Source organism: Streptomyces glaucosporus, from assembly GCF_039533345.1.
GTDB lineage: Bacteria > Actinomycetota > Actinomycetes > Streptomycetales > Streptomycetaceae > Streptomyces > Streptomyces glaucosporus.
The window spans coordinates 88636-107905 of the sequence record NZ_BAAATJ010000018.1; the positions used below are offsets into that span (position 1 = coordinate 88636).

The 19270-nt window shown below is 74.5% G+C and carries 18 protein-coding genes; 7 read left to right on the forward strand and 11 right to left on the reverse strand.

Features of this window, described 5'->3' with window-relative positions; translation table 11 throughout:
• Positions 1-18: 18 nt before the first annotated feature.
• The 10 genes from hpnE to ABD358_RS19070 form a co-directional block, all read right to left on the reverse strand.
• A complete protein-coding gene (hpnE, locus tag ABD358_RS19025; protein WP_344632273.1) occupies positions 19-1518 on the reverse strand; it encodes a hydroxysqualene dehydroxylase HpnE in 1500 nt (499 codons plus the stop codon).
• Positions 1515-2477, reverse strand: coding sequence for a presqualene diphosphate synthase HpnD (gene hpnD, locus ABD358_RS19030; RefSeq protein WP_344632274.1), 963 nt, complete (start codon positions 2475-2477; stop codon positions 1515-1517). Before hpnD ends, hpnE begins: the two co-directional genes overlap by 4 nt.
• Positions 2474-3400: a squalene synthase HpnC gene (gene hpnC, locus ABD358_RS19035; RefSeq protein ID WP_344632275.1), complete on the reverse strand. Its 927-nt coding sequence runs from the start codon at positions 3398-3400 to the stop codon at positions 2474-2476. The genes hpnD and hpnC overlap by 4 nt, the downstream gene beginning before the upstream one ends.
• A gap of 401 nt (positions 3401-3801) precedes the next feature.
• Positions 3802-4620, reverse strand: a complete 819-nt coding sequence (locus tag ABD358_RS19040; protein WP_344632276.1) for an ABC transporter ATP-binding protein — start codon at positions 4618-4620, stop codon at positions 3802-3804.
• Entirely contained in the window at positions 4607-5554 is a 948-nt protein-coding gene (locus ABD358_RS19045; RefSeq protein WP_344632277.1) for an ABC transporter permease, read from the reverse strand. Before ABD358_RS19045 ends, ABD358_RS19040 begins: the two co-directional genes overlap by 14 nt.
• A gap of 105 nt (positions 5555-5659) precedes the next feature.
• A complete protein-coding gene (locus tag ABD358_RS19050; RefSeq protein WP_344632317.1) occupies positions 5660-6532 on the reverse strand; it encodes a glycosyltransferase family 2 protein in 873 nt (290 codons plus the stop codon).
• 87 nt (positions 6533-6619) lie between these two features.
• A complete protein-coding gene (locus ABD358_RS19055; protein WP_344632278.1) occupies positions 6620-7414 on the reverse strand; it encodes a CDP-alcohol phosphatidyltransferase family protein in 795 nt (264 codons plus the stop codon).
• The gene (locus ABD358_RS19060; RefSeq protein WP_344632279.1) at positions 7383-8453 is read right to left on the reverse strand and encodes an iron-containing alcohol dehydrogenase family protein; all 1071 of its coding nucleotides are present in this window, start codon (positions 8451-8453) and stop codon (positions 7383-7385) included. Before ABD358_RS19060 ends, ABD358_RS19055 begins: the two co-directional genes overlap by 32 nt.
• Entirely contained in the window at positions 8441-9190 is a 750-nt protein-coding gene (locus tag ABD358_RS19065) for a phosphocholine cytidylyltransferase family protein (protein WP_344632280.1), read from the reverse strand. The genes ABD358_RS19060 and ABD358_RS19065 overlap by 13 nt, the downstream gene beginning before the upstream one ends.
• Positions 9187-11001: a DUF5941 domain-containing protein gene (locus tag ABD358_RS19070; protein ID WP_344632281.1), complete on the reverse strand. Its 1815-nt coding sequence runs from the start codon at positions 10999-11001 to the stop codon at positions 9187-9189. The genes ABD358_RS19065 and ABD358_RS19070 overlap by 4 nt, the downstream gene beginning before the upstream one ends.
• A 260-nt stretch (positions 11002-11261) precedes the next feature.
• Between ABD358_RS19070 and galE the strand changes: the two genes are divergently transcribed.
• The 3 genes from galE (at position 11262) to idi (ending at position 14063) form a co-directional block, all read left to right on the forward strand.
• On the forward strand, positions 11262-12269 hold the full coding sequence (gene galE / locus ABD358_RS19075; protein WP_344632282.1) for a UDP-glucose 4-epimerase GalE: 1008 nt from the start codon (positions 11262-11264) through the stop codon (positions 12267-12269).
• A 154-nt stretch (positions 12270-12423) separates the two neighbouring features.
• On the forward strand, positions 12424-13359 hold the full coding sequence (locus tag ABD358_RS19080; RefSeq protein WP_344632283.1) for a cation diffusion facilitator family transporter: 936 nt from the start codon (positions 12424-12426) through the stop codon (positions 13357-13359).
• Between the two features lie 143 nt (positions 13360-13502).
• Entirely contained in the window at positions 13503-14063 is a 561-nt protein-coding gene (gene idi / locus ABD358_RS19085; protein ID WP_344632284.1) for an isopentenyl-diphosphate Delta-isomerase, read from the forward strand.
• On the opposite strand, the gene ABD358_RS19090 is transcribed toward idi, so the two are convergent.
• Positions 14049-14579 carry an ATP-binding protein gene (locus tag ABD358_RS19090; RefSeq protein ID WP_344632285.1) on the reverse strand — a complete coding sequence of 177 codons (531 nt, stop codon included), beginning with the start codon at positions 14577-14579 and terminating at the stop codon, positions 14049-14051. The genes idi and ABD358_RS19090 overlap by 15 nt on opposite strands.
• 252 nt (positions 14580-14831) lie before the next feature.
• Between ABD358_RS19090 and ABD358_RS19095 the strand changes: the two genes are divergently transcribed.
• From ABD358_RS19095 to ABD358_RS19110, 4 genes are all read left to right on the forward strand, one after another.
• Positions 14832-15611, forward strand: a complete 780-nt coding sequence (locus ABD358_RS19095) for an enoyl-CoA hydratase/isomerase family protein (RefSeq protein ID WP_344632286.1) — start codon at positions 14832-14834, stop codon at positions 15609-15611.
• Between the two features lie 10 nt (positions 15612-15621).
• Positions 15622-16485 (forward strand): SCO6745 family protein, encoded by an 864-nt coding sequence (locus tag ABD358_RS19100; RefSeq protein ID WP_344632287.1) that lies wholly within the window; start codon positions 15622-15624, stop codon positions 16483-16485.
• A gap of 71 nt (positions 16486-16556) precedes the next feature.
• Positions 16557-16682 carry an LPFR motif small protein gene (locus ABD358_RS19105; RefSeq protein WP_344632288.1) on the forward strand — a complete coding sequence of 42 codons (126 nt, stop codon included), beginning with the start codon at positions 16557-16559 and terminating at the stop codon, positions 16680-16682.
• 98 nt (positions 16683-16780) lie between these two features.
• The gene (locus ABD358_RS19110) at positions 16781-19213 is read left to right on the forward strand and encodes a Tex family protein (RefSeq protein ID WP_344632318.1); all 2433 of its coding nucleotides are present in this window, start codon (positions 16781-16783) and stop codon (positions 19211-19213) included.
• The last annotated feature ends 57 nt before the right edge of the window (positions 19214-19270 follow it).

The following is a 19270-nucleotide window of genomic DNA, read 5'->3' on the forward strand; positions in this document are numbered from 1 at the left end:
CTGGTTTCGTTGTCATGCTCAAGCCGCCTCTGGGAGGACGTCGTCCTGGGGCCGTCCGAGGGCCGCCAGCGCCTCCCGGGCCGCGGTCAGGCCGCTGCGCACGGCGCCCTCCATCGTGGCGGGCCAGCCGGTGGCGGTCCACGCGCCGGCCAGCCACACCCCGGGGGCCTCCGTACGGGCTCCGGGCCGCAGCCGTCCCACGCCGGGGACGGGAGCGAAGGTGGCGGCCCGCTCCCGGGTGACGAAGAAGTCGCGCACCCGCGCGCCGCGGGCGGCGGGCAGCAGACGGGCCAGCTCGGGGAGGTAGCGCTCGCGCAGGACGGCGGCGGGCACGCCTATCTCGTCCTGCGCCGCGGACTGGGACACCACCAGGTACTGGCCCTCCTCCCCCGCGGCTCCCCCTCCCCCGCCCTCTCCGGCGGGGCCGCCCAGCCCGGACGCCTCGGTGCGGTCGAAGATCCACTGCACGGGGGTGCCGAGCGCGGCGAGGAACGGGCGGTGCAGCACCTTCCGGTCGTACACCACGTGGACGTTGAGGATCGGCGCGTCGCCGATCTCCAGCAGCCGCTCCGGACGGGACAGCGCCCCCTCGGGCAGCAGCCGGTGGGCCTCCCGCTGGGGCACGGCGAGGACGACCGTCTCCGCGGTCAGCGTCTCGCCGGCCTCCCCCGAACGGTGCGGCCCGCTGTCCACCGGGACCCGCCAGGCGCCGTCCGGCTCCCGGCGCAGCGCCCTGACGCGGCCCTGCCGGACCACGCGCACGCCCGCCTTCTCCAGCACGGCGCCGGCCAGCTCGTCGTGGAGGCGCCCCAGCGGGACCCTCGACCAGCCGATGTCCGCGGCGCCGGGGTCGCTGAGCAGGCCGGTGCGGAAGACCATCGCGGCCAGTCCGAGCGAGACGTCCTGGGCACGGGCGTTGAGGGTGGCGACGCCGACGAGGTCCCACAGCGCCCGCACGGCGCGCGGCGACTGGCCGTGGCGGCGCAGCCAGCTCGCGAAGTCCGTCCCGTCCAGGGCGGGGTCGGCCGGGTCGACCGTCCCCAGGCGCTTGAGGGCGAGCGCGGCCCGTCCGGCCAGGACGCGCTCGGCCGGGCTCAGGTGGGGGTAGGCGGCCAGGCCGGGCGCCAGGTGCAGCGGCACGGGCAGGCCGGTGCGGCGCAGCCGGCCGAGGCGGCGGCGCCGGGCGTCGAACACGGGGACGTCCAGGCGCCGCTGGAGGGGCGCGAGCGCGCTCGCGCCGATGCGCTCCAGGAACCAGCGGTAGGCGGTGCAGCAGCGCAGGTACACGTGGTGGCCGTTGTCCACCGTCAGCTCGCCGGCGCCGCCGGTGCGGCGGAAGGAGAAGGCGAGCCCGCCGAGCCGCGGCCTGGCCTCCACCAGGGTGGTGCGGACCCCCGCGTCGGCCAGGCGCAGCGCCGCGGTGACGCCCGCCAGCCCGCCGCCGACGACGACGGCGCGGGGGGCGGGATCGCCGCCGGAGGCGCCGTCGCGCCGCGGGTCGGTCCGGGGGGCGGTCACCGCGGGCCCTCCCCGGCGGTGAGGCGGGCGGCCCGGCGGGTGTCCAGCCCGGACAGGCCGCGCAGGGCCACCCAGGCCTTCTCGCGCGCCGGCAGGGAGACCCGGCCGCGCAGCACGGCGTGGGGGTCGCGGGCGATGCGGGTCAGCAGGCGGTGGTAGATCCCGGCCATGGCCGACACGCAGGCGGCGGAGCGGCGGTCGAGCAGCGGCAGCAGCTTCAGCCCCTCGGCGAACAGCGCGCGGGCGCGCCGCACCTCGAAGCGGACGAGCCCGGCGAAGTCGGCGCCGGGCGGCGGCGCGCCGCCGTCGAATCCGGCGGCGCAGCCGAACGCGGCCAGGTCGGCGCGGGGCAGGTAGGTGCGGCCCTCCTCGGCGTCCTCCCGCACGTCGCGGAGGATGTTGGTGAGCTGGAGGGCCAGGCCGAGGGTGTCGGCGTAGTGGGGAGCGCGCTCGGCGTCGCGGGCGCCGGGCACGGTGCCGAAGACCCCGAGGGAGAGCCGCCCGATGGCGCCGGCGACGCAGCGGCAGTACTCCTTGAGCTCCTCCCACGTCTCGTACGTCCGGCCGCGGACGTCCATCAGGACCCCGTCGATCAGCTCGTCGAGTCCGCCGAGCGGGATGGGGAAGCGGCGGGCGGCGTCGGCCAGGGCGACGGCGACCGGGTCGGTGGAGTCCTCGGGGACGTCCCCGGCGCGGACGCGGCCGAGCAGTTCGCGGGTCTCCTCCAGCCGGGCCCGCTTGACCTCCGGCTCCAGCGGGCCGTCGCCGATGTCGTCCACGCGCCGCGAGAAGGCGTAGAGGGCGGACATCGCCTGCCGCCGCGCCGTGGGCAGCAGCCGGATGCCGTAGGCGAAGTTGCGGGCCTGGCGTTCGGTGACGGCCTCGCAGTAGCGGTAGGCGGCGAAGACCTGCGGGGAGGGGGGCAGCGCCCCTCCGGGCCGGTCCGGGGCCGGGCTCACCGCGCCCTCCCCAGGGTCGCGGCGGCCTCGCGCAGCACACCGGTCCGGGTGGGGCGGGGGGTGGCGGCCAGGACGTCGTACCGGGCGGACCGGATGGCGCGCAGCGCCGCCCGGCCGCCGCCGACGAATCCGGCGAGGAGGACTTTCAGCACCCCGGGGACGCTTGCCACCAACGGGTCTCCTTCGTTCAGCAGGTCGTGGGCGCGCCGCGCCTCCCAGGCCACCAGGGCGCGCACCGACGCGTTCGCGGCGGGCGCGGCGAGGTCGGCCTCGGTGACGCGGAAGCGGTCCAGGTCTTCGGCGGGGAGGTAGATCCGGTCGCGCAGCGCCAGGTCCTCGGCGACGTCCTGGAGGTGTTCGGTGATCTGCAGGGCGGTGCAGACGGCGTCGGAGCGGCGGACGCGCTCGGGGGTGGTGGTGCCGGTGACGGCCAGGACGAGCCGGCCGATGGGGTTCGCGGACAGCGCGCAGTAGTCCAGCAGCTCCTCCCAGGTGCCGTACCGGCGGACCTCCTGGTCCCGCCGGTTGGCCTCGATCAGGGCGAGGAACGGCTCGGGGGCCAGGGAGCGGCGGCGCACGGTCGGCACCAGGGCGCTCAGCAGGGGGTGGCGGGGGCCGTCGCCGTCCGCCGCGCCGGGGCCGCCGGCGGCGCGGAAGACGCGGCGCAGGTCGGCCTCGAAGGCGTCCAGCAGGACGTGGCGGTCGCCGGCCCGGCCGGGGTCCACCCCCAGCGCGGCGGCGTCCGAGCCGCCGGGGGCGAGGTCCCCGTCGCCGATGTCGTCCAGGAGCCGGACGCAGCCGTAGACGGCCATCAGGTCGTCCCGCCAGGCGCGGGGGAGGAAGCGGGGTGCCACGGGGAAGTTCTCGTGGGCGGCCTTGTCGAGGACGAAGCGCGCCCGCGCCTCCGTGGGCGGGGTCACCATGTGCCGCCCGTAGCCATCGCCGTCACCTCTCCGTTCCTCCCACCCGGCCGTGTCCACGGCGCGCCGGCGCCCGCGGACACCGACGGCGGCGGGACGTCGGTGGACACCGGCGACCTCCCGTCCGCGGTGTCCGCGGCGCCTGCCGCGCAGAACATCCTATTTCGGGTGCGCCTCGTGCATGCTCCGCCGCTCGGCCGACCGGGGCAGTGCCGCCCGGCGCGCCGATCACCGACTCCGGCTCAGCTTACGTCGTACTCCGAGGTGCCCTGCCCTGCGGGTCCGGCGGGGCGGGGAGCGGCGGACGGGGCGGCGGACGAGGGAGGAGAGGCGGGCCGGAGAAGGGGACGGCCCCCGCGGCCCGTCTCCGGGTCGCGGGGGCCGTCCCCCTGCCGCCGTCGCGGCTACTTGCGGGTGAACTCCTCGTACTCCTTGAGCACCTCGTCCGTCGGGCCGTCCATGCGCAGCTCGCCGTGCTCCAGCCACAGCACCCGGTTGCAGGTGTCCCGGATCGACTTGTTGTTGTGGCTGACCAGGAAGACCGTGCCGGCCTCCTTGCGCAGTTCGCGGATGCGGGCCTCCGAGCGCTTCTGGAACCTCTTGTCGCCCGTCGCCAGCGCCTCGTCGATCATCAGCACGTCGTGGTCCTTGGCGGCGGCGATGGAGAACCGCAGCCGGGCCGCCATGCCGGAGGAGTACGTGCGCATCGGCAGGCTGATGAAGTCGCCCTTCTCGTTGATGCCGGAGAAGTCGACGATGTCCTGGTAGCGCTCCTCGATCTGGGTCTTGGTCATGCCCATCGCCAGACCGCCCAGTATGACGTTGCGCTCGCCGGTCAGGTCGTTCATCAGCGCCGCGTTGACGCCCAGCAGCGAGGGCTGGCCGTCGGTGTAGACCCTGCCGCGCTCGACGGGCAGCAGGCCCGCGATGGCGCGCAGCAGAGTCGACTTGCCCGAGCCGTTGGAGCCGATCAGACCGATCGCCTCGCCCCGGTAGGCGGTGAAGGTCACGCCCTTCACGGCGTGCACCTCCCGCACGTTCCCGCCCGGCTTGCGGCGGAGGATCCGGCTGAGGGCGGCGGTGGCGCTGCCCCTTCCCCGGGCTCCGCCGTAGACGCGGTAGACGATGTGCACGTCGTCGGCGATCACGGTGGGGCGGCGCTCGCCGCCCTGTGCCGGCTCGGCGGCGGCGTCCTTCTCCAGGCCCTTCTCAGCCACGGCCATACCGCTCCTCCGCCTTCCAGAAGAACACGAAACCACCGACGCCGATCAGGACGGCCCACCCCGCGGCGAGCGCCCAGGCGTACGGCGGGAGATCGGAGACGGTGTACCCGTCGATGAGCGCGAAGCGCATGAGGTCCATGTAGACGGCCGCAGGGTTGGCCTGGGCCGCGGTCACCAGCCACTCCGGCGCGCCGGCCCGCTCCCTGAGCATGTACTCCAGGGAGAACATCACGCCGGACGCGTACATCCAGGTCCGCATCACGAAGGGCATCAGCTGGGCCAGGTCCGGGGTCCTGCTGCCCAGCCGGGCCATGACCATCGCCAGCCCGGTGTTGAAGAGCAGCTGCAGCGCCAGGACCGGCACCACCAGCAGCCAGGTCCAGTCCGGGAAGTGCCCGAAGCCGAGGAGGATGGCCGCCAGGACGATCATCGAGTACAGCAGCTGCTGGAGCTGCTGGAGGGAGAAGGAGATCGGGAGGGCGGCGCGCGGGAAGTGGAGGGCGCGCACCAGTCCCAGGTTCCCGGAGATGGACCGGACCCCGGAGAGGACCGAGGTCTGGGTGAAGGTGAACACGAAGACGCCCGTGACCAGGAACGGGACGTAGTTCCCCTTGCCTCCCGGCACTCCCTCGCGGCCGCCCAGCAGGACGCCGAAGACGAAGAAGTACACCGCCGCGTTCAGCAGCGGTGTGGCGACCTGCCACAGCTGGCCGAGCTTGGCCTGGCTGTACTGCGCCATGAGCTTGGCGCGGGAGAAGGTGAGGATGAAGTGCCGCCGCGCCCAGAGCTGCCGGACGTACTCCATCAGGGAGGGCCGCACCCCGCTCGCCGTCAGGCCGTACTTGGCGGCGAGTTCGGCCGGGGACAGGCCGTCGTCGGGTGAACGCGGGGGCTCGCTCGTCGCGATCGCACCGCCGTGCGTTGTCTCGCTCACGTTGAAACTTTCGTCCTCACAGTGCGCAGCCGGGTTGTGGGATGAGTACAGCGGAACCCGGTCCTGTCAGCCGGACCCGATGCCCTCGGACAGAGCTTGTCAGATTCAGATGACGGGAGGGCGACCGAGTCGGGTCAGACGCCACACCGTACGCCACTTCATGGGCCGGCGGGGACCGCAGGGAGTGGTCCAGCCCTCCTTGAAGCCTCCCATCCAGGCGCGCAGCGCGGGCCGGGAGGGGCGCCGCAGCAGGGTCAGCAGCAGCCAGACGCCCAGATAGAGGGGGATCAGCGGCAGGGGCAGGTTGCGGCGGGCCAGCCACACCCGGTTGCGGGCGACCATCCGGTGGTAGACCGCGTGCCGGCTGGGGAGGGTGGTGGGGTGGTGGAGCACCATGTCGGAGCGGTAGTCGATCATCCACCCGGCGTCCAGCGCCCGCCACGCCAGGTCGGTCTCCTCGTGGGCGTAGAAGAACTCGTCCGGCAGCCCGCCGACCTCCTGGAAGACCTTGGTGCGCACGGCGTTGGCTCCGCCGAGGAAGGTCGTCACCCGCGAGGAGCGCATCGGGTCCGACGCCCGCAGCCGCGGTACGTGGCGGCGCTGGGTGACGCCGGTGTCCGGGTCGGCGATGCGGAAGCTGATGATCCCCAGCTTCGGGTCGGCCGCGAACGCCTCCCGGACCAGCTCGGCGGTGTCGGTGTTGGGCAGCAGCCCGTCGTCGTCGAGGAAGAGCAGGACGTCCACCTCGCGCCCGCCGGGTCCGAACGCCTCGATGCCGACGTTGCGGCCGCCGGGGATGCCGAGGTTCTCCGGCAGCTCCACGGTCCGCACGCCCTCGGGCAGCTCGGGCAGGGGGGCGCCGTTGCCGACGACCGCCACCTGGATGGGGTCGCCGTCCTGCTTGGCGACCGAGTCGAGCAGGGCGCGCAGCTCCTCGGGGCGGTTGCCCATGGTCAGGATGACCGCCCCGAGGGTCAGGCTCCTGCCGTCCGTGTCCTTCATCTCACTCACCGTTCCTCGCCGCCGTCCGCCGCTCGCCACCGTGTCCGGCCGCGGGCCGCCGCGTCACCGCAGCCTGCTCGACGCCAGGATGGACACCAGGTGCAGCAGCGTCTGCAGGACGGCGATCCCCGCCAGGACGGCGACTCCCAGGCGGGTGAAGAACAGGTCGCCGCGCACCGTGTCCGCCACGGCCACCGCCAGGATCACCAGGGACGCCTCGACCCCGCCGACCAGCCGGTGGAACTTCAGCGCCGCCGCCGCCCGGCGGGCCAGCGCCAGCTTCGAGGAGCGCGGCACCGCCGCCTCCTCCTTGACCGCGGGCAGACCGCTGCGGGAGCGGGCCACGTCCACCAGGTCCGTCTCGGCCTTGATCAGGATCGCCCCGAGCGCGGCCACCGTGCCCAGGAAGGCCCACAGCCAGTCCGGTGCGGCGCCCCCGGTGCGGAAGACGTCCGCCGCCCGCACGCCGAAGCCCACCAGGAGGGCGGCCTCGGCCAGGTAGTGGCCCACCCGGTCCAGGTAGACGCCGGTGATGGACGTCTGCTTCCGCCAGCGGGCGACCTCGCCGTCCACGCAGTCCAGCAGCAGGTAGAGCTGGATGAGGAGGGCGGCGGCGATCGCCCCGGCCGGGCCGGGCACCAGCAGGACCGCGCCGGCGGCCACGCCCGCGACGACCATCAGGTAGGTGAGCTGGTTGGGGGTTATCCGGGTGCCCACCAGGTGCCGGGTCCAGCGCAGCGAGATCTCCCGCATGTACAGGCGCCCGGCCCAGTGCTCACCGCTCCGCCGGTCCTTCACCCCCGCGGGGTGGACGACCGGGCGGAGTTCAGCCACTGACGGCTTTGACAGCTTTGACATAGTCGGCGTACGCGTCCCTGATCTGGTCGGTGGACAGGTCCAGGTGCTCGATGATCGTGTAGCGCCCGGGCCGGGTCTGCGGCGCGTACTCCACCACCTCGACGAACTCGTCCTCGCTGAAGCCGATCTCGCCGGGCAGCACGGGCAGGCCGTGCCGTCTCAGCACCTCGATCATCAGTGCCGCCTGCTCCTCCGCTCCCCTCAGGTGCATCGCGAAGGCGGCGCCGAGTCCGCACTGCTCGCCGTGCGCGGCCGCGCGCCGGGGGTGGAGCAGGTCGAAGGCGTGGTTGATCTCGTGGCAGGCGCCCGAGGCGGGGCGGCTGTCGCCGGCCACCGACATGGAGATGCCGGTCAGCACCAGCCCCTCGGCGAGCACCGTGAGGAACTCGTCGTCGCCGCAGCCTCCCGGGTGGCGCAGCACCGCCTCGCCGGCCTGGCGCGCCATGGCGGCGGCCAGGCCGTCGATCTGCTCGCCGGTCACGCGGTGGGACAGCTCCCAGTCGGCGACGGCGGAAATGTTGGAGATGACGTCTCCCACACCCGAGCGGACGAAGCGGATCGGTGCCTCGCGGATGACGTCGAGGTCGATGACGATCGCGATCGGGTTCGGCACGCCGTACGAGCCGCGGCCGGCGTCGTTGTCGAGCGTGGCGACCGGGGAGCACAGCCCGTCGTGGCTGAGGTTGGTGGCGACGGCGACCAGGGGCAGGCCGACGCGGGCCGCGGCGAACTTCGAGCAGTCGATGATCTTGCCGCCGCCCATGCCGACGACCGCGTCGTAGCGGCCGGACTTCATGGCGTCGGCGAGCTTGATCGCGTCGTCCAGGGTGCCGCCGCCGACCTCGTACCAGTCGGCTCCCGGCAGGGCGGGGGCGAACCGCTCGCGCAGTGCCGCCCCCGAACCGCCGCTGATGGCGATCGCCAGCTTGCCGGAGGCCGAGATGCGCTGGTCGACCAGGAGACCCGCCAGGTCGTCCAGCGCGCCGGGCCTGATGTCGACGACGACCGGCGACGGGATGAGACGGGTCAGTACCGGCACGCGATCTCCCGCGCCTTGTTCAGGTCGTCGTGGTTGTCGATCTCGACCCAGCTCACCTCGCCGATCGGGGCGACGTCGACGGTGAAGCCGCGGTCCACCAGCTCCTGGTAGCCGTCCTCGTAGTAGAGCTGCGGGTCGCGCTCGTAGGTGGTCTTCAGGGCGTCGGCCAGGTCGGCGGCCGCCTCGCCCTCGATGAGGGTCACGCCGATGTACTCGCCGGTGGCGTCGGCGGGGTCCATCAGCTTGGTGATCCTGCGCACACCCCGGCCGGGCTCGGCGACGACCTTCATCTCCTCGTCGGCGAGCTTCTTGACCGTGTCGAGGGCGAGGATGATCCTCTGGCCCTTCCCGCGGGCCTCCAGCAGCGTCTGCTCCACGGAGACGGGGTGGACGGTGTCGCCGTTGGCGAGGATCACGCCCTCCTTGATCACCTCGCGGGCGCACCACAGGGAGTAGGCGTTGTTCCACTCCTCGGCCTTGTCGTTCTCCACCAGGTGGAGGGTGAGGCCGTACTTCTTCTCCAGGGCGGCCTTGCGCTCGTACACGGCCTCCTTGCGGTACCCCACGACCACGGCGACGTCGGTCAGGCCGACCTCGCGGAAGTTGCCGAGGGTGAGGTCGAGCACGGTCGTGATGCCCTCGCCCTCCGGGTCCACCGGCACCAGGGCCTTGGGGAGGGTGTCGGTGTAGGGGCGCAGACGCCGTCCGGCGCCGGCGGCCAGCACGAGGCCGATCATGCGGGTTCTCCTGTTTCGTCGTGTACGGCGGGTGCTTGCGAGGACACCCAGAAGCGGACGCTCTCGGCGAGCACCGTGAGCGCCAGGGCCCCGGCCAGGACCGCGAGCGCGATCGTGAAGCCCTGGCTCCCGGCCCAGAGGGCGGCGGCGGCCGTGACCGCCAGGGCGCGTCCCTCGTGTCCGCCGATCGCCCGCACCAGCCAGTGCGGAGGGGCTCCGGTGCCACCGCGGATGCGGTACACCGTGTCGTAGTGATGGTAGGCGACCGCCGCGACCAGCCCGAAGGCGGCGGGCAGGGCGCCGTCCGTCCCCGACCGTGCGGCCAGGACCAGGATCGTGGTGTATTCCGCCGCGCGGAAGAGGGGCGGCACCAGCCAGTCCAGTGCGCCCTTCAGGGGACGGGCGACGGCGAGCGCGGCCAGGAGGGCGTGGACCGCCGCGGCCAGGACCGGCCAGGGGCTGCCCACGGGCGTCCACAGCGCGGCGGCCGGCAGGGCGGCCGAGCCCAGGAGGGCGAGGGCCGGTACGGCGGGGGCCGGCAGCCTCACGCCCTTCAGCGCGGCGGCCAGTGCCCCGGCGAGCGGCCCGGAGTCGGCCAGGTCGGCCAGGGCCCGGGCGGCGCGGTCGGTGCGCCGGCCCCTGCGGGCGAGCGAGCGCAGCACCCGTCCGGCGGTGGTGTAGCAGGCGGCGACCGCACAGCCGGCCAGCAGGACGACGAAGGTCGTGCGGGGGGTGGTGAGCGCGGTGAGGAGGGCGATCAGGGCCCAGCGCTCGCCGATCGGCAGCACGATCATGCGGCGGGCCCAGACCGTCCAGCCGACGCTGTCGAGCCTCCCGGAGAGGGCGGCGGTGGGGCCGGCGCCGCCCGCCGTCCCTTCCCCCTCGTAGTGGCTCGCCTCGTTGAAGGAGAAGTCCACGACGTGCCGGCAGGTCTGGAGCACCATCGCGCCCAGGGCCAGCGCCCACACGTCGTCGCCGCCGCGGGCCGCGCCGAGCGCCAGGCCCGCGTAGTACGCGTACTCCTTGGCGCGGTCGAAGGTGGCGTCCAGCCAGGCGCCGAGCGTGGAGTACTTCAGCGCGTAGCGGGCGAGCTGGCCGTCGGCGCAGTCCAGCACGAACGAGGCGATCAGCAGCACGCCGGCGGCGACGAAGCCGCCCCGCGTGCCGGTGGCGGCGCAGGCCGCCGCGATCAGCGCGGTGAGCAGCGAGGCGGTGGTCACCTGGTTGGGGGTGAGTCCGCGGCGGGCGCACCAGCGGGCGATGTAGCGGGAGTAGGGGCTGATGAAGAAGGTGGTGAAGAAGCCGTCGCGGGACTTCACGGCCGAGCGCAGCCGCACGGCCTCCTCGTCCACGGCCGCCACGGCCCGCCGGGCCTCCTCCCGCTCCGCCTCGCCGGCGGGCACGGCGGCGACGAGCGTCCCCAGTTCGGGCCGGTGGACGGCGGGGGCGTCCGCGTCGTCCTCCAGGGCGGCCGCCACCCGGTCGGGCAGGCCGTCCCGGGCTGTGTCCGTGGGGGCCGTGGCGGCCACGGCCCGGGCCAGGGCGGCGCGCGCCTCGGGCCGGGCGGTGAGGGCGCCGGGGACGGCGGCGGCGGGGAAGCGCGGGTCGGTCAGGGCCAGCCTCAGGCTGTGGAGGTGGCCGACGAAGCGGGGGTCGACGAGGGCGACGCGCTCGCCCGCCGGGACGGCGGCCAGTTCCGCCGCCACCCCGGCGGCGTCGGCCGCCACCCGCACGTCGAACCCCAGCGACCGCAGATCGCCCTCCAGGGGCGCCCCCGCGACCGGCGGACCGGTGAGAATGGCGGTCGACAAGAACGAACTCACTCCTTGGAAGCCGTGTTGTCCGCGGCGCGGTCCCTGCGGACGGCGACCGGGCAGCGTCACAGTGCGCCCTCACCCGTCCGGGGCGGGCAACACGTGGCCAGAGGTTATCGGATCGGCGGAAGCGGCAGTTCACCGCGGATTCACCGGAGAGGGGTTGCACCGCCGTCACGCGGCGGCGTCCGGCGTCCCGGACCGCGGCGACCGGCTCGGTGATCCGCCTTCCGGGGCGGTGTGGCTAGGCTGCGGGCATGACATGGCTGGTCACAGGTGGAGCGGGATACATCGGCGCGCACGTGGTGCGGGCCCTGACCGGGGCCGGTGAGCGGGTCGTCGTGCTCGACGACCTCTCCACCGGTCTGCCGGACCGGCTGCCGCCCGGCGTGCCGCTGGTGCGGGGCGCGGTCTCCGACCGCTCCCTGCTGGAGGAGACGATCGCCGGCCACGGCGTCACGGGCGTGGTGCACCTGGCGGCGAGGAAGCAGGTCGGCGAGTCCGTGGAGCGGCCGCTGACGTACTACCGGGAGAACGTCCACGGCCTGACGGTGCTGCTGGAGGCGGTGGTCGCGGCGGGGGTGCGGCGCTTCCTGTTCTCGTCCTCCGCCGCCGTCTACGGCATGCCGGATGTGGACCTGGTCACGGAGGACACCCCGTGCACCCCGCTGAACCCGTACGGCGAGACCAAGCTCGCGGGCGAGTGGCTGGTCCGCGCCGCCGGGCGGGCGCACGGGCTGGCCACCGCGTGCCTGCGCTACTTCAACGTGGCGGGGGCGGCGCGGCCGGAACTGGCCGACACCGGTGTGTCCAACGTCATCCCGATGTTCTTCGGCGCCCTCACGCGCGGTGAGGCGCCGCGGATCTTCGGTGACGACTACCCCACGCCGGACGGGACCTGCGTGCGCGACTACGTCCACGTGGCGGACCTGGCCGACGCCCACCTGGCCGCCGCCCGCCGGCTGGCGGAGCTTCCGCCCGGCGAGGACCTGACGGTGAACGTGGGCACCGGCCGGGGCGTGTCCGTGCGGGAGCTGGCCGATCTGGTGGCCGAGGTCACGGGGATCCGCGAGCCCGCTCCCGTGGTCGTCCCCCGCCGTCCGGGGGATCCGGCGGGGGTGGTCGCCTCGGCCGAGCGGATCGGCAGGGAGCTGGGCTGGGCCCCCCGGTACGGGGTACGCCAGATGGTGGCCTCGGCGTGGGAGGGCTGGCGCCTGCGCCGTCCGGAGGCCGCCGCGCCCGGCGGGACGGGGTCGGACGGCTGACGGGGCGGCCGGGCGGGCCACCGGGCAGCGAACCGGGAAAGCGCAGGTCACAGGGGATGACAACGGTGTTCAGTGCCGCGTTGCCCCATACCCCCCTCCCGTAGTTGACTGAGGTCGTCCGCCGATCGACCGCGATATGACGGAGGCATCGACCATGGGCGCAGGGCACAACCACGGCGGGCCGCCTCCCGGCGGCCCCGGCACCGCGGCGGCGGCGTACCGGGGGCGGTTGCGCGCCGCCCTGGCCATCGCGGTCGTGCTGCTGCTGGCCGAGACCGCCGGCGCCGCCCTGACCGGTTCGCTGGCGCTGCTGGCGGACGCGGGCCACGTGGCGACCGACGTGGTCGGCGTCGGGATGGCGCTGCTGGCGATCCACGTCGCCAACCGGCCCGGCAGCGAGCGCCGCACCTTCGGGTTCGCCCGGGCCGAGATCCTCGCGGCGCTGCTCAACTGCGTGCTGCTGCTCGGGGTCGGCGGCTACATCCTGGTGGAGGCCCTGCACCGGCTGCACCGTCCGGAGGAGGTGCCCGGCGGGCTGACGGTCCTGTTCGGCGTGGTGGGTCTGGCCCTCAACGGCCTGTCCATGCTGCTGCTGATGAAGGGGCAGCGGGAGAGCCTGAACGTGCGCGGCGCCTTCCTGGAGGTGGCGGCGGACGCCCTGGGGTCGCTCGCCGTGATCGTCGCCGCGCTGGTGATCGTGGTGACCGGCTGGGAGCGGGCCGACGCCGTGGCCTCGCTGCTGATCGCGGTGCTGATCGTGCCGCGCACGGTGCGGCTGGCGCGCGAGGCGGTCGACGTCCTGCTGGAGGCCGCGCCCCGGCACGTGGACATGGCCCAGGTGCGGAAGCACATCCTGGGGGTGCCGGGCGTGGAGGACCTGCACGACCTGCACGTGTGGACCATCACCTCGGGCATGCCGGTGCTCTCCGCGCACGTGGTGGTCGACCGGGCGGAGCTGGAGTCGGCGGGCCACGACAGGATCCTGCACGACCTGCAGAGCTGCCTGGGCCGTCACTTCGACGTCGAGCACTGCACCTTCCAGCTCGAACCGCGCGGGCACGCGGCGTACGAGGGCCGTCTGTGCCACTGAGACGGGACGGGTCCGCGGCCCGTCCGCGGCCGTCCGCTCCGCCCCGGGACGGCGCGCACCACCTGGTGGCGTGCGGCACACTGGGACGGAAAGTCGGAACATCGGAGAAGCACTGTTCCGGCACATTCTGGCGAAGGGCGGACATGACGAACAGCACGGCGGACCCGATCATGCTCGAACTGGTCGACGAGAACGGCGCGACCATCGGGACCGCGGAGAAGCTGTCCGCCCACCAAGCCCCCGGCCGCCTGCACCGGGCCTTCTCCGTCTTCCTCTTCGACGACATGGGCCGGCTGCTCCTCCAGCGCCGGGCGCTGGGGAAGTACCACTCCCCCGGCGTGTGGTCCAACACCTGCTGCGGTCACCCGTACCCCGGTGAGCCGCCCTTCGCCGCCGCCGCGCGCCGGGTGGGCGAGGAGCTGGGGGTGGCTCCCTGGCTGATGCGGGAGGCGGGCACGGTGCGCTACAACCACCCGGACCCGGCCTCGGGCCTGGTGGAGCAGGAGTACAACCACCTCTTCGCCGGACTGGTGCGGGACACCCCGCGCCCGGACCCGGAGGAGATCGCCGAGACGGCGTTCGTGACGCCCGAGGAGCTGCTGAAGCGGCACGAGGCCGAGCCGTTCTCGGCCTGGTTCATGACGGTGCTGGACGCGGCGCGCGCGGGCATCCGCGAGGTGGCCGGGGCCTCAGCGGGCTGGTGACCCCGGTCCTCCGGCGGGCCGGCGGCCCATCGGCAGGACGGCCCACACCACCTTGCCGCCGGACGCGGTCCGGTGCACCTCGAAAATCCCGCCCGCCTCGGTGACGGTGGCCTCGACCAGGAGCAGGCCGCGCCCTCCGGTGTGCTCCCGGGCCGGGTCGGCGGGCGGCGCCGAGGGGCGGTAGGGGTGGCCGTCCTCGACCCCGATCCGCACCCAGTCCGGGCCGACGGCCACCTCCACGCCGATCTCCTCCGAGAGCAGGGCCGCGTGCCGTACGGCGTTGGTGACCAGCTCCGAGAGAATCAGCAGCAGGCCGTGGAGCAGCTCGTCGGAGACGGGGGCGCCCCTGCGCCGGAGGAGGTCGCGCACGAGGTGGCGGGCCCGGGGCACGGAGGAGTCCCGCACCGGGGCGGTGAACCGCCAGGTGCCCTCGTAGGGCTGCGGCCGCACCGCCGGCCCGCCCGGGGCCGGCGCGTGCCCGTCCGGTTCGGGGAAGGCGTCCCCACGGATCTCCATCTGCCCGCCCCCCGCTCCCGGCTCGCCCGCCGTGTGTCCGCCGGCCCGGCCTCGTGGACCGGCGCTCCGTCGAGTATCGGGTCGAGTGTTGGGCCCCGGCGCGGGCGGTCCGGCGGGGTGACCGCAAGTCGGCACTTATCGATGGCAATTGACAGAAGACTTACGCACCGTTCACGGCCGTGACCGACCCTGCGCGCCGGGCCCCGCGGCCCGCGACGGGGGCCCGTCCCCGCGGCCGTTACCATCCGGCCCATGCCCCAGCCCACCGAGCCGGCCGTGCTCACCGCCGTCGAGGGCGGCGTCGCCACCCTCACCATCCGCAACCCGGCCAAGCGGAACGCGATGACGCCCGGGATGTGGCGTCGCGTCCCCGCCGTGCTGGAGGAGCTCGCCGCCGACCCCGCGGTACGGGCGCTCGTCCTCACCGGCGCGGGGGACACCTTCTGCTCGGGCGCCGACATCGGCGCGCTGCGGGGCGGTCCCGGGGAGTCCAGGGGACTGGCGGTGGCCGCCGAGGAGGCCCTGGCGGCCTTCCCCCGCCCCACCCTGGCGGCCGTGCGCGGCCACTGCGTGGGCGGCGGATGCCAGCTCGCCGCCGCCTGCGACCTGCGCTTCGCCGCCGAGGGGTCCCTCTTCGGGATCACCCCGGCGAAGCTGGGCATCGTCTACCCGGCCTCCTCCACCCGTCGGCTGGTGTCCCTGGTCGGCCCGGCCACCGCCAAGTACCTGCTGTTCTCCGGCGAGCTGATCGACGCCGGACGCGCCCTGCGGACCGGACTGGTCGACGAGGTGCACCCGGACGCGGAACTCGGCCGCCGGGTGGCGGAGTTCGCACGCCTGCTGGTCTCGCGCTCGCAGCTCACCCAGGCCGCGGCCAAGGAGTTCGCCGACGGCGCGGGCGCCCCGCCGGACCCGGAGCGGATCGCGTACTGGGAGCGCCGGGCGCGGGAGAGCGGCGAGGCCGCCGAGGGGGTCGCCGCCTTCCTCGAACGACGCCCGCCGGTCTTCACCTGGCCCATTACCGGCAGGTAGCGTGCCGGTCATGACCTCGCTCCCCGCACGCGCCGGACGGCGCTGCCACAACGTCGTCAACCCGCTGCACTCGGCCCTGTACTTCGCCCCCGACCTGGCCCGGGAGCTCGCCCCCTACGGCATCGAGGACCCCTCCGCGGTCTACTTCGCCGCGCGTGCCGCGGCGCTCGGCCGGGTGGGTCCCGGGGTCGTCACCGCAACCTTCTACAACTTCCACCACGACCTCGTCGCCCGCCACCTGCCGGGCGTGTGGGAACTGGCCTCCCCCGAGACCGTGCTCGCCGCGCGGCTGCGCGCCGCCGACTCCATGCTGCGGCGGCTGCTGGGCGAGGAGGCGGTGGCCTCCGGGGAGATGGCCGAGGCGGCCGGGCTGGCGCTGCGCGCCGCGGAGGGGTGTGTCCGTCCCGGCCGCCCGCTGTACGCCGCGCACGCCGACCTCCCCGTGCCCGAGGCCCCTCACCTGGCGCTGTGGCACGCGGCCTCCCTGCTGCGCGAGCACCGCGGCGACGGCCACGTCATCGCCCTGCGGCACGCCGGGCTGGACCCGCTGGAGGCGCTGGTCAGCCACACCGCCAGCGGTCGCGGGATGGCTCCCAGGTGGGTGCTCGCCACCCGCGGCCACACCCGGCGGGACTGGGAGGAGGCCCAGGAGCGGCTGCGCGGGCGCGGACTGCTGGACGCCGAGGGCGAGCTGACCGAGGCCGGCGTCGCCCTGCGCAAGGAGCTGGAGGAGGAGACCGACCGGCTCGACCGCGCCCCCTACGAGCACCTGGGCGCGGCCGGCACCGAGCGGCTGACCGAGCTGTGCGGCGCCTTCACCGCCGCGGTCGTCGGCGCGGGCGCCTTCCCCGACGGCCTGTTCGGCAAGGGCTGAGCGGGCGGGGCCGGTAACGGGCCGGCGGATCCGGTGGTTTGCCCGGAATCCGAGCGGTCACCCGTTATGGCATGTTCAAAGCGATAGCAGACGCACTCCGTACCGTCGGCGGCGCCGTCGCCACCGTGGTGACACTGCCCTTCCGTCTCCTGGCCCGCCTCTTCGGCGGGGCTTCCCACGCCGGTCGCCGCGTCTGACCGTCCGCGCGTCGGTGCCGCCTGTAACAATGCGGGCTACCGGGGGAACACCCAGCACCGAGAAGGCGGAACGGATCGTGACACAGTCCATCGGAGAGATGCCCGTCGAGGGAGCTGCGGCCGGCGAAGCGGCCGGCCCGGCGTCCGTCGAGGGCAGGATCGCCGGGGAACTCGGCGTACGCGAACGGCAGGTCAGGGCCGCCGTCGAACTGCTCGACGGCGGCTCGACCGTGCCGTTCATCGCGCGCTACCGCAAGGAGGCCACCGGCGCCCTGGACGACGCGCAGCTGCGCACGATCGAGGAGCGGCTGCGCTACCTGCGGGAACTGGAGGAGCGGCGGACGGCGATCCTGGAGTCCGTGCGCGCCCAGGGCAAGCTCGACGCCGAGTTGGAGGCCCGGATCCGCGCCGCCGACTCCAAGGCGCGGCTGGAGGACATCTACCTGCCCTACAAGCCCAAGCGGCGCACCAAGGCGCAGATCGCCCGCGAGGCGGGGCTGGAGCCCCTGGCCGACGGGCTGCTGGCCGATCCGACGGTGGAACCGGCCGCCGCCGCGGCGGCGTTCGTGAACCCGGACAAGGGCGTCGCGGACGCCTCCGCCGCGCTGGAGGGCGCGCGGGCGATCCTCACCGAGCGCTTCGGCGAGGACGCCGACCTCATCGGCGAACTGCGCGAGACGATGTGGCGGCGCGGCCGGCTCGTGGCGAAGGTGCGGGAGGGCAAGGAGGAGCAGGGCGCCAAGTTCGCCGACTACTTCGACTTCTCCGAGCCGTTCACCGACCTGCCCTCGCACCGGGTGCTGGCGATGCTCCGGGGCGAGAAGGAGGAGGTCCTCGACCTCACCATGGACCCGGAGCCGGAGGACGCCGCCGAGGGCGCGCCCGCCGGCCCGGGCGAGTACGAGCGCGCCATCGCCCGCCGGTTCGGCATCGCCGACCGCGGCCGTCCCGCCGACAAGTGGCTGGCCGACACGGTGCGCTGGGCCTGGCGGACCCGCATCCAGGTGCACCTGGGCATCGACCTGCGGCTGCGGCTGCGCACGGCCGCCGAGGACGACGCGGTCGCGGTGTTCGCCGCCAACCTGCGCGACCTGCTGCTGGCCGCCCCGGCCGGCACCCGCGCCACGATGGGCCTGGACCCGGGCTACCGCACGGGCGTGAAGGTGGCGGTCGTCGACGCCACCGGCAAGGTCGCCGCCACCGACACCGTCTACCCGCACGTCCCCCAGAACCGCTGGAAGGAGTCGCTGGCGACCCTGGCGCGGCTGGCGAGGGAGCACGGCGTCGAGCTGATCGCCATCGGCAACGGCACCGCCTCCCGGGAGACGGACCGGTTGGCCGCCGAACTGTGCGCCGCGCACCCGGAGTTGAAGCTGACCAAGGTGATGGTCTCCGAGGCGGGCGCCTCGGTGTACTCCGCCTCGGCCTTCGCCTCCCGCGAGCTGCCGGACCTGGACGTCTCGCTGCGCGGCGCGGTCTCCATCGCCCGGCGCCTCCAGGACCCGCTGGCCGAACTGGTCAAGATCGACCCCAAGTCCATCGGCGTCGGCCAGTACCAGCACGACGTGTCCGAGGTGAAGCTGTCCCGCTCGCTGGACGCGGTCGTCGAGGACTGCGTCAACGGCGTCGGCGTGGACGTCAACACCGCCTCGGTGCCGCTGCTGTCGCGGGTGTCGGGCATCGGCCCGGGGCTGGCGGAGAACATCGTCGCCCACCGCGACGCCAACGGCCCCTTCCGCAGCCGCAGGGCGCTGCGGGACGTCCCCCGGCTGGGTCCCAAGGCGTACGAGCAGTGCGCGGGCTTCCTGCGCATCCGCGGCGGCGACGACCCGCTGGACGCCTCCGCGGTGCACCCCGAGGCGTACCCGGTGGTGCGCAGGATGGTGAAGGCCACGGGCGAGGACGTGGCGGCGCTCATCGGCAACACGAAGGTGCTGCGCAGCCTGCGCCCGCAGGACTTCATGGACGACACCTTCGGCCTGCCCACGGTCACCGACATCCTCAGGGAACTGGAGAAGCCGGGCCGCGACCCGCGCCCGGCCTTCCGCACGGCCACCTTCAGGGAGGGCGTGGAGAAGATCGGCGACCTGGAGCCGGGGATGGTCCTGGAGGGCGTGGTGACCAACGTCGCCGCGTTCGGCGCCTTCGTGGACATCGGCGTCCACCAGGACGGCCTGGTCCACGTCTCGGCGATGTCGCGGTCCTTCGTGAAGGACCCGCGCGAGGTCGCCAAGCCGGGCGACATCGTGAAGGTCAAGGTGCTGGACGTGGACGTGCCGCGCAAGCGGATCTCGCTGACGATGCGGCTGGACGACGACGCCCGTCCGGCGGCGGGCGGCGAGCAGGGCGGCCGTCCGGCGCGCGAGCGGCGCGGCGGCGCCCCGCGCCAGCGCCAGGGGCAGGGCCAGCGCCAGGGGCAGGGCCAGCGCCAGCGGCGGGGCGGCGGCCGGAACCGCGACGCGGCTCCCGTCAACAGCGAGATGGCCGAGGCCCTGCGCCGCGCGGGCCTGCTCGGCTCCGGCGGCCGCTGAGCCGCGCAGGCCGACCGGAAACACGGCGGCCGGGCTCCGGCGGACGGCTGGTCCGCC

What these genes read in the sequence shown, in the direction of transcription:
- ABD358_RS19055 (WP_344632278.1), bottom strand. Translation starts at nt 7,414, where the DNA reads ATGTCAAAGCTGTCAAAGCCGTCAGTGGCTGAACTCCGCCCGGTCGTC.
- ABD358_RS19105 (WP_344632288.1), top strand. Translation starts at nt 16,557, where the DNA reads ATGTTCAAAGCGATAGCAGACGCACTCCGTACCGTCGGCGGCGCCGTC.
- ABD358_RS19040 (WP_344632276.1), bottom strand. Translation starts at nt 4,620, where the DNA reads ATGGCCGTGGCTGAGAAGGGCCTGGAGAAGGACGCCGCCGCCGAGCCG.
- ABD358_RS19065 (WP_344632280.1), bottom strand. Translation starts at nt 9,190, where the DNA reads ATGATCGGCCTCGTGCTGGCCGCCGGCGCCGGACGGCGTCTGCGCCCC.
- galE (WP_344632282.1), top strand. Translation starts at nt 11,262, where the DNA reads ATGACATGGCTGGTCACAGGTGGAGCGGGATACATCGGCGCGCACGTG.
- ABD358_RS19095 (WP_344632286.1), top strand. Translation starts at nt 14,832, where the DNA reads ATGCCCCAGCCCACCGAGCCGGCCGTGCTCACCGCCGTCGAGGGCGGC.
- idi (WP_344632284.1), top strand. Translation starts at nt 13,503, where the DNA reads ATGACGAACAGCACGGCGGACCCGATCATGCTCGAACTGGTCGACGAG.
- ABD358_RS19110 (WP_344632318.1), top strand. Translation starts at nt 16,781, where the DNA reads ATGCCCGTCGAGGGAGCTGCGGCCGGCGAAGCGGCCGGCCCGGCGTCC.
- ABD358_RS19080 (WP_344632283.1), top strand. Translation starts at nt 12,424, where the DNA reads ATGGGCGCAGGGCACAACCACGGCGGGCCGCCTCCCGGCGGCCCCGGC.
- hpnC (WP_344632275.1), bottom strand. Translation starts at nt 3,400, where the DNA reads ATGGTGACCCCGCCCACGGAGGCGCGGGCGCGCTTCGTCCTCGACAAG.
- ABD358_RS19090 (WP_344632285.1), bottom strand. Translation starts at nt 14,579, where the DNA reads ATGGAGATCCGTGGGGACGCCTTCCCCGAACCGGACGGGCACGCGCCG.
- ABD358_RS19100 (WP_344632287.1), top strand. Translation starts at nt 15,622, where the DNA reads ATGACCTCGCTCCCCGCACGCGCCGGACGGCGCTGCCACAACGTCGTC.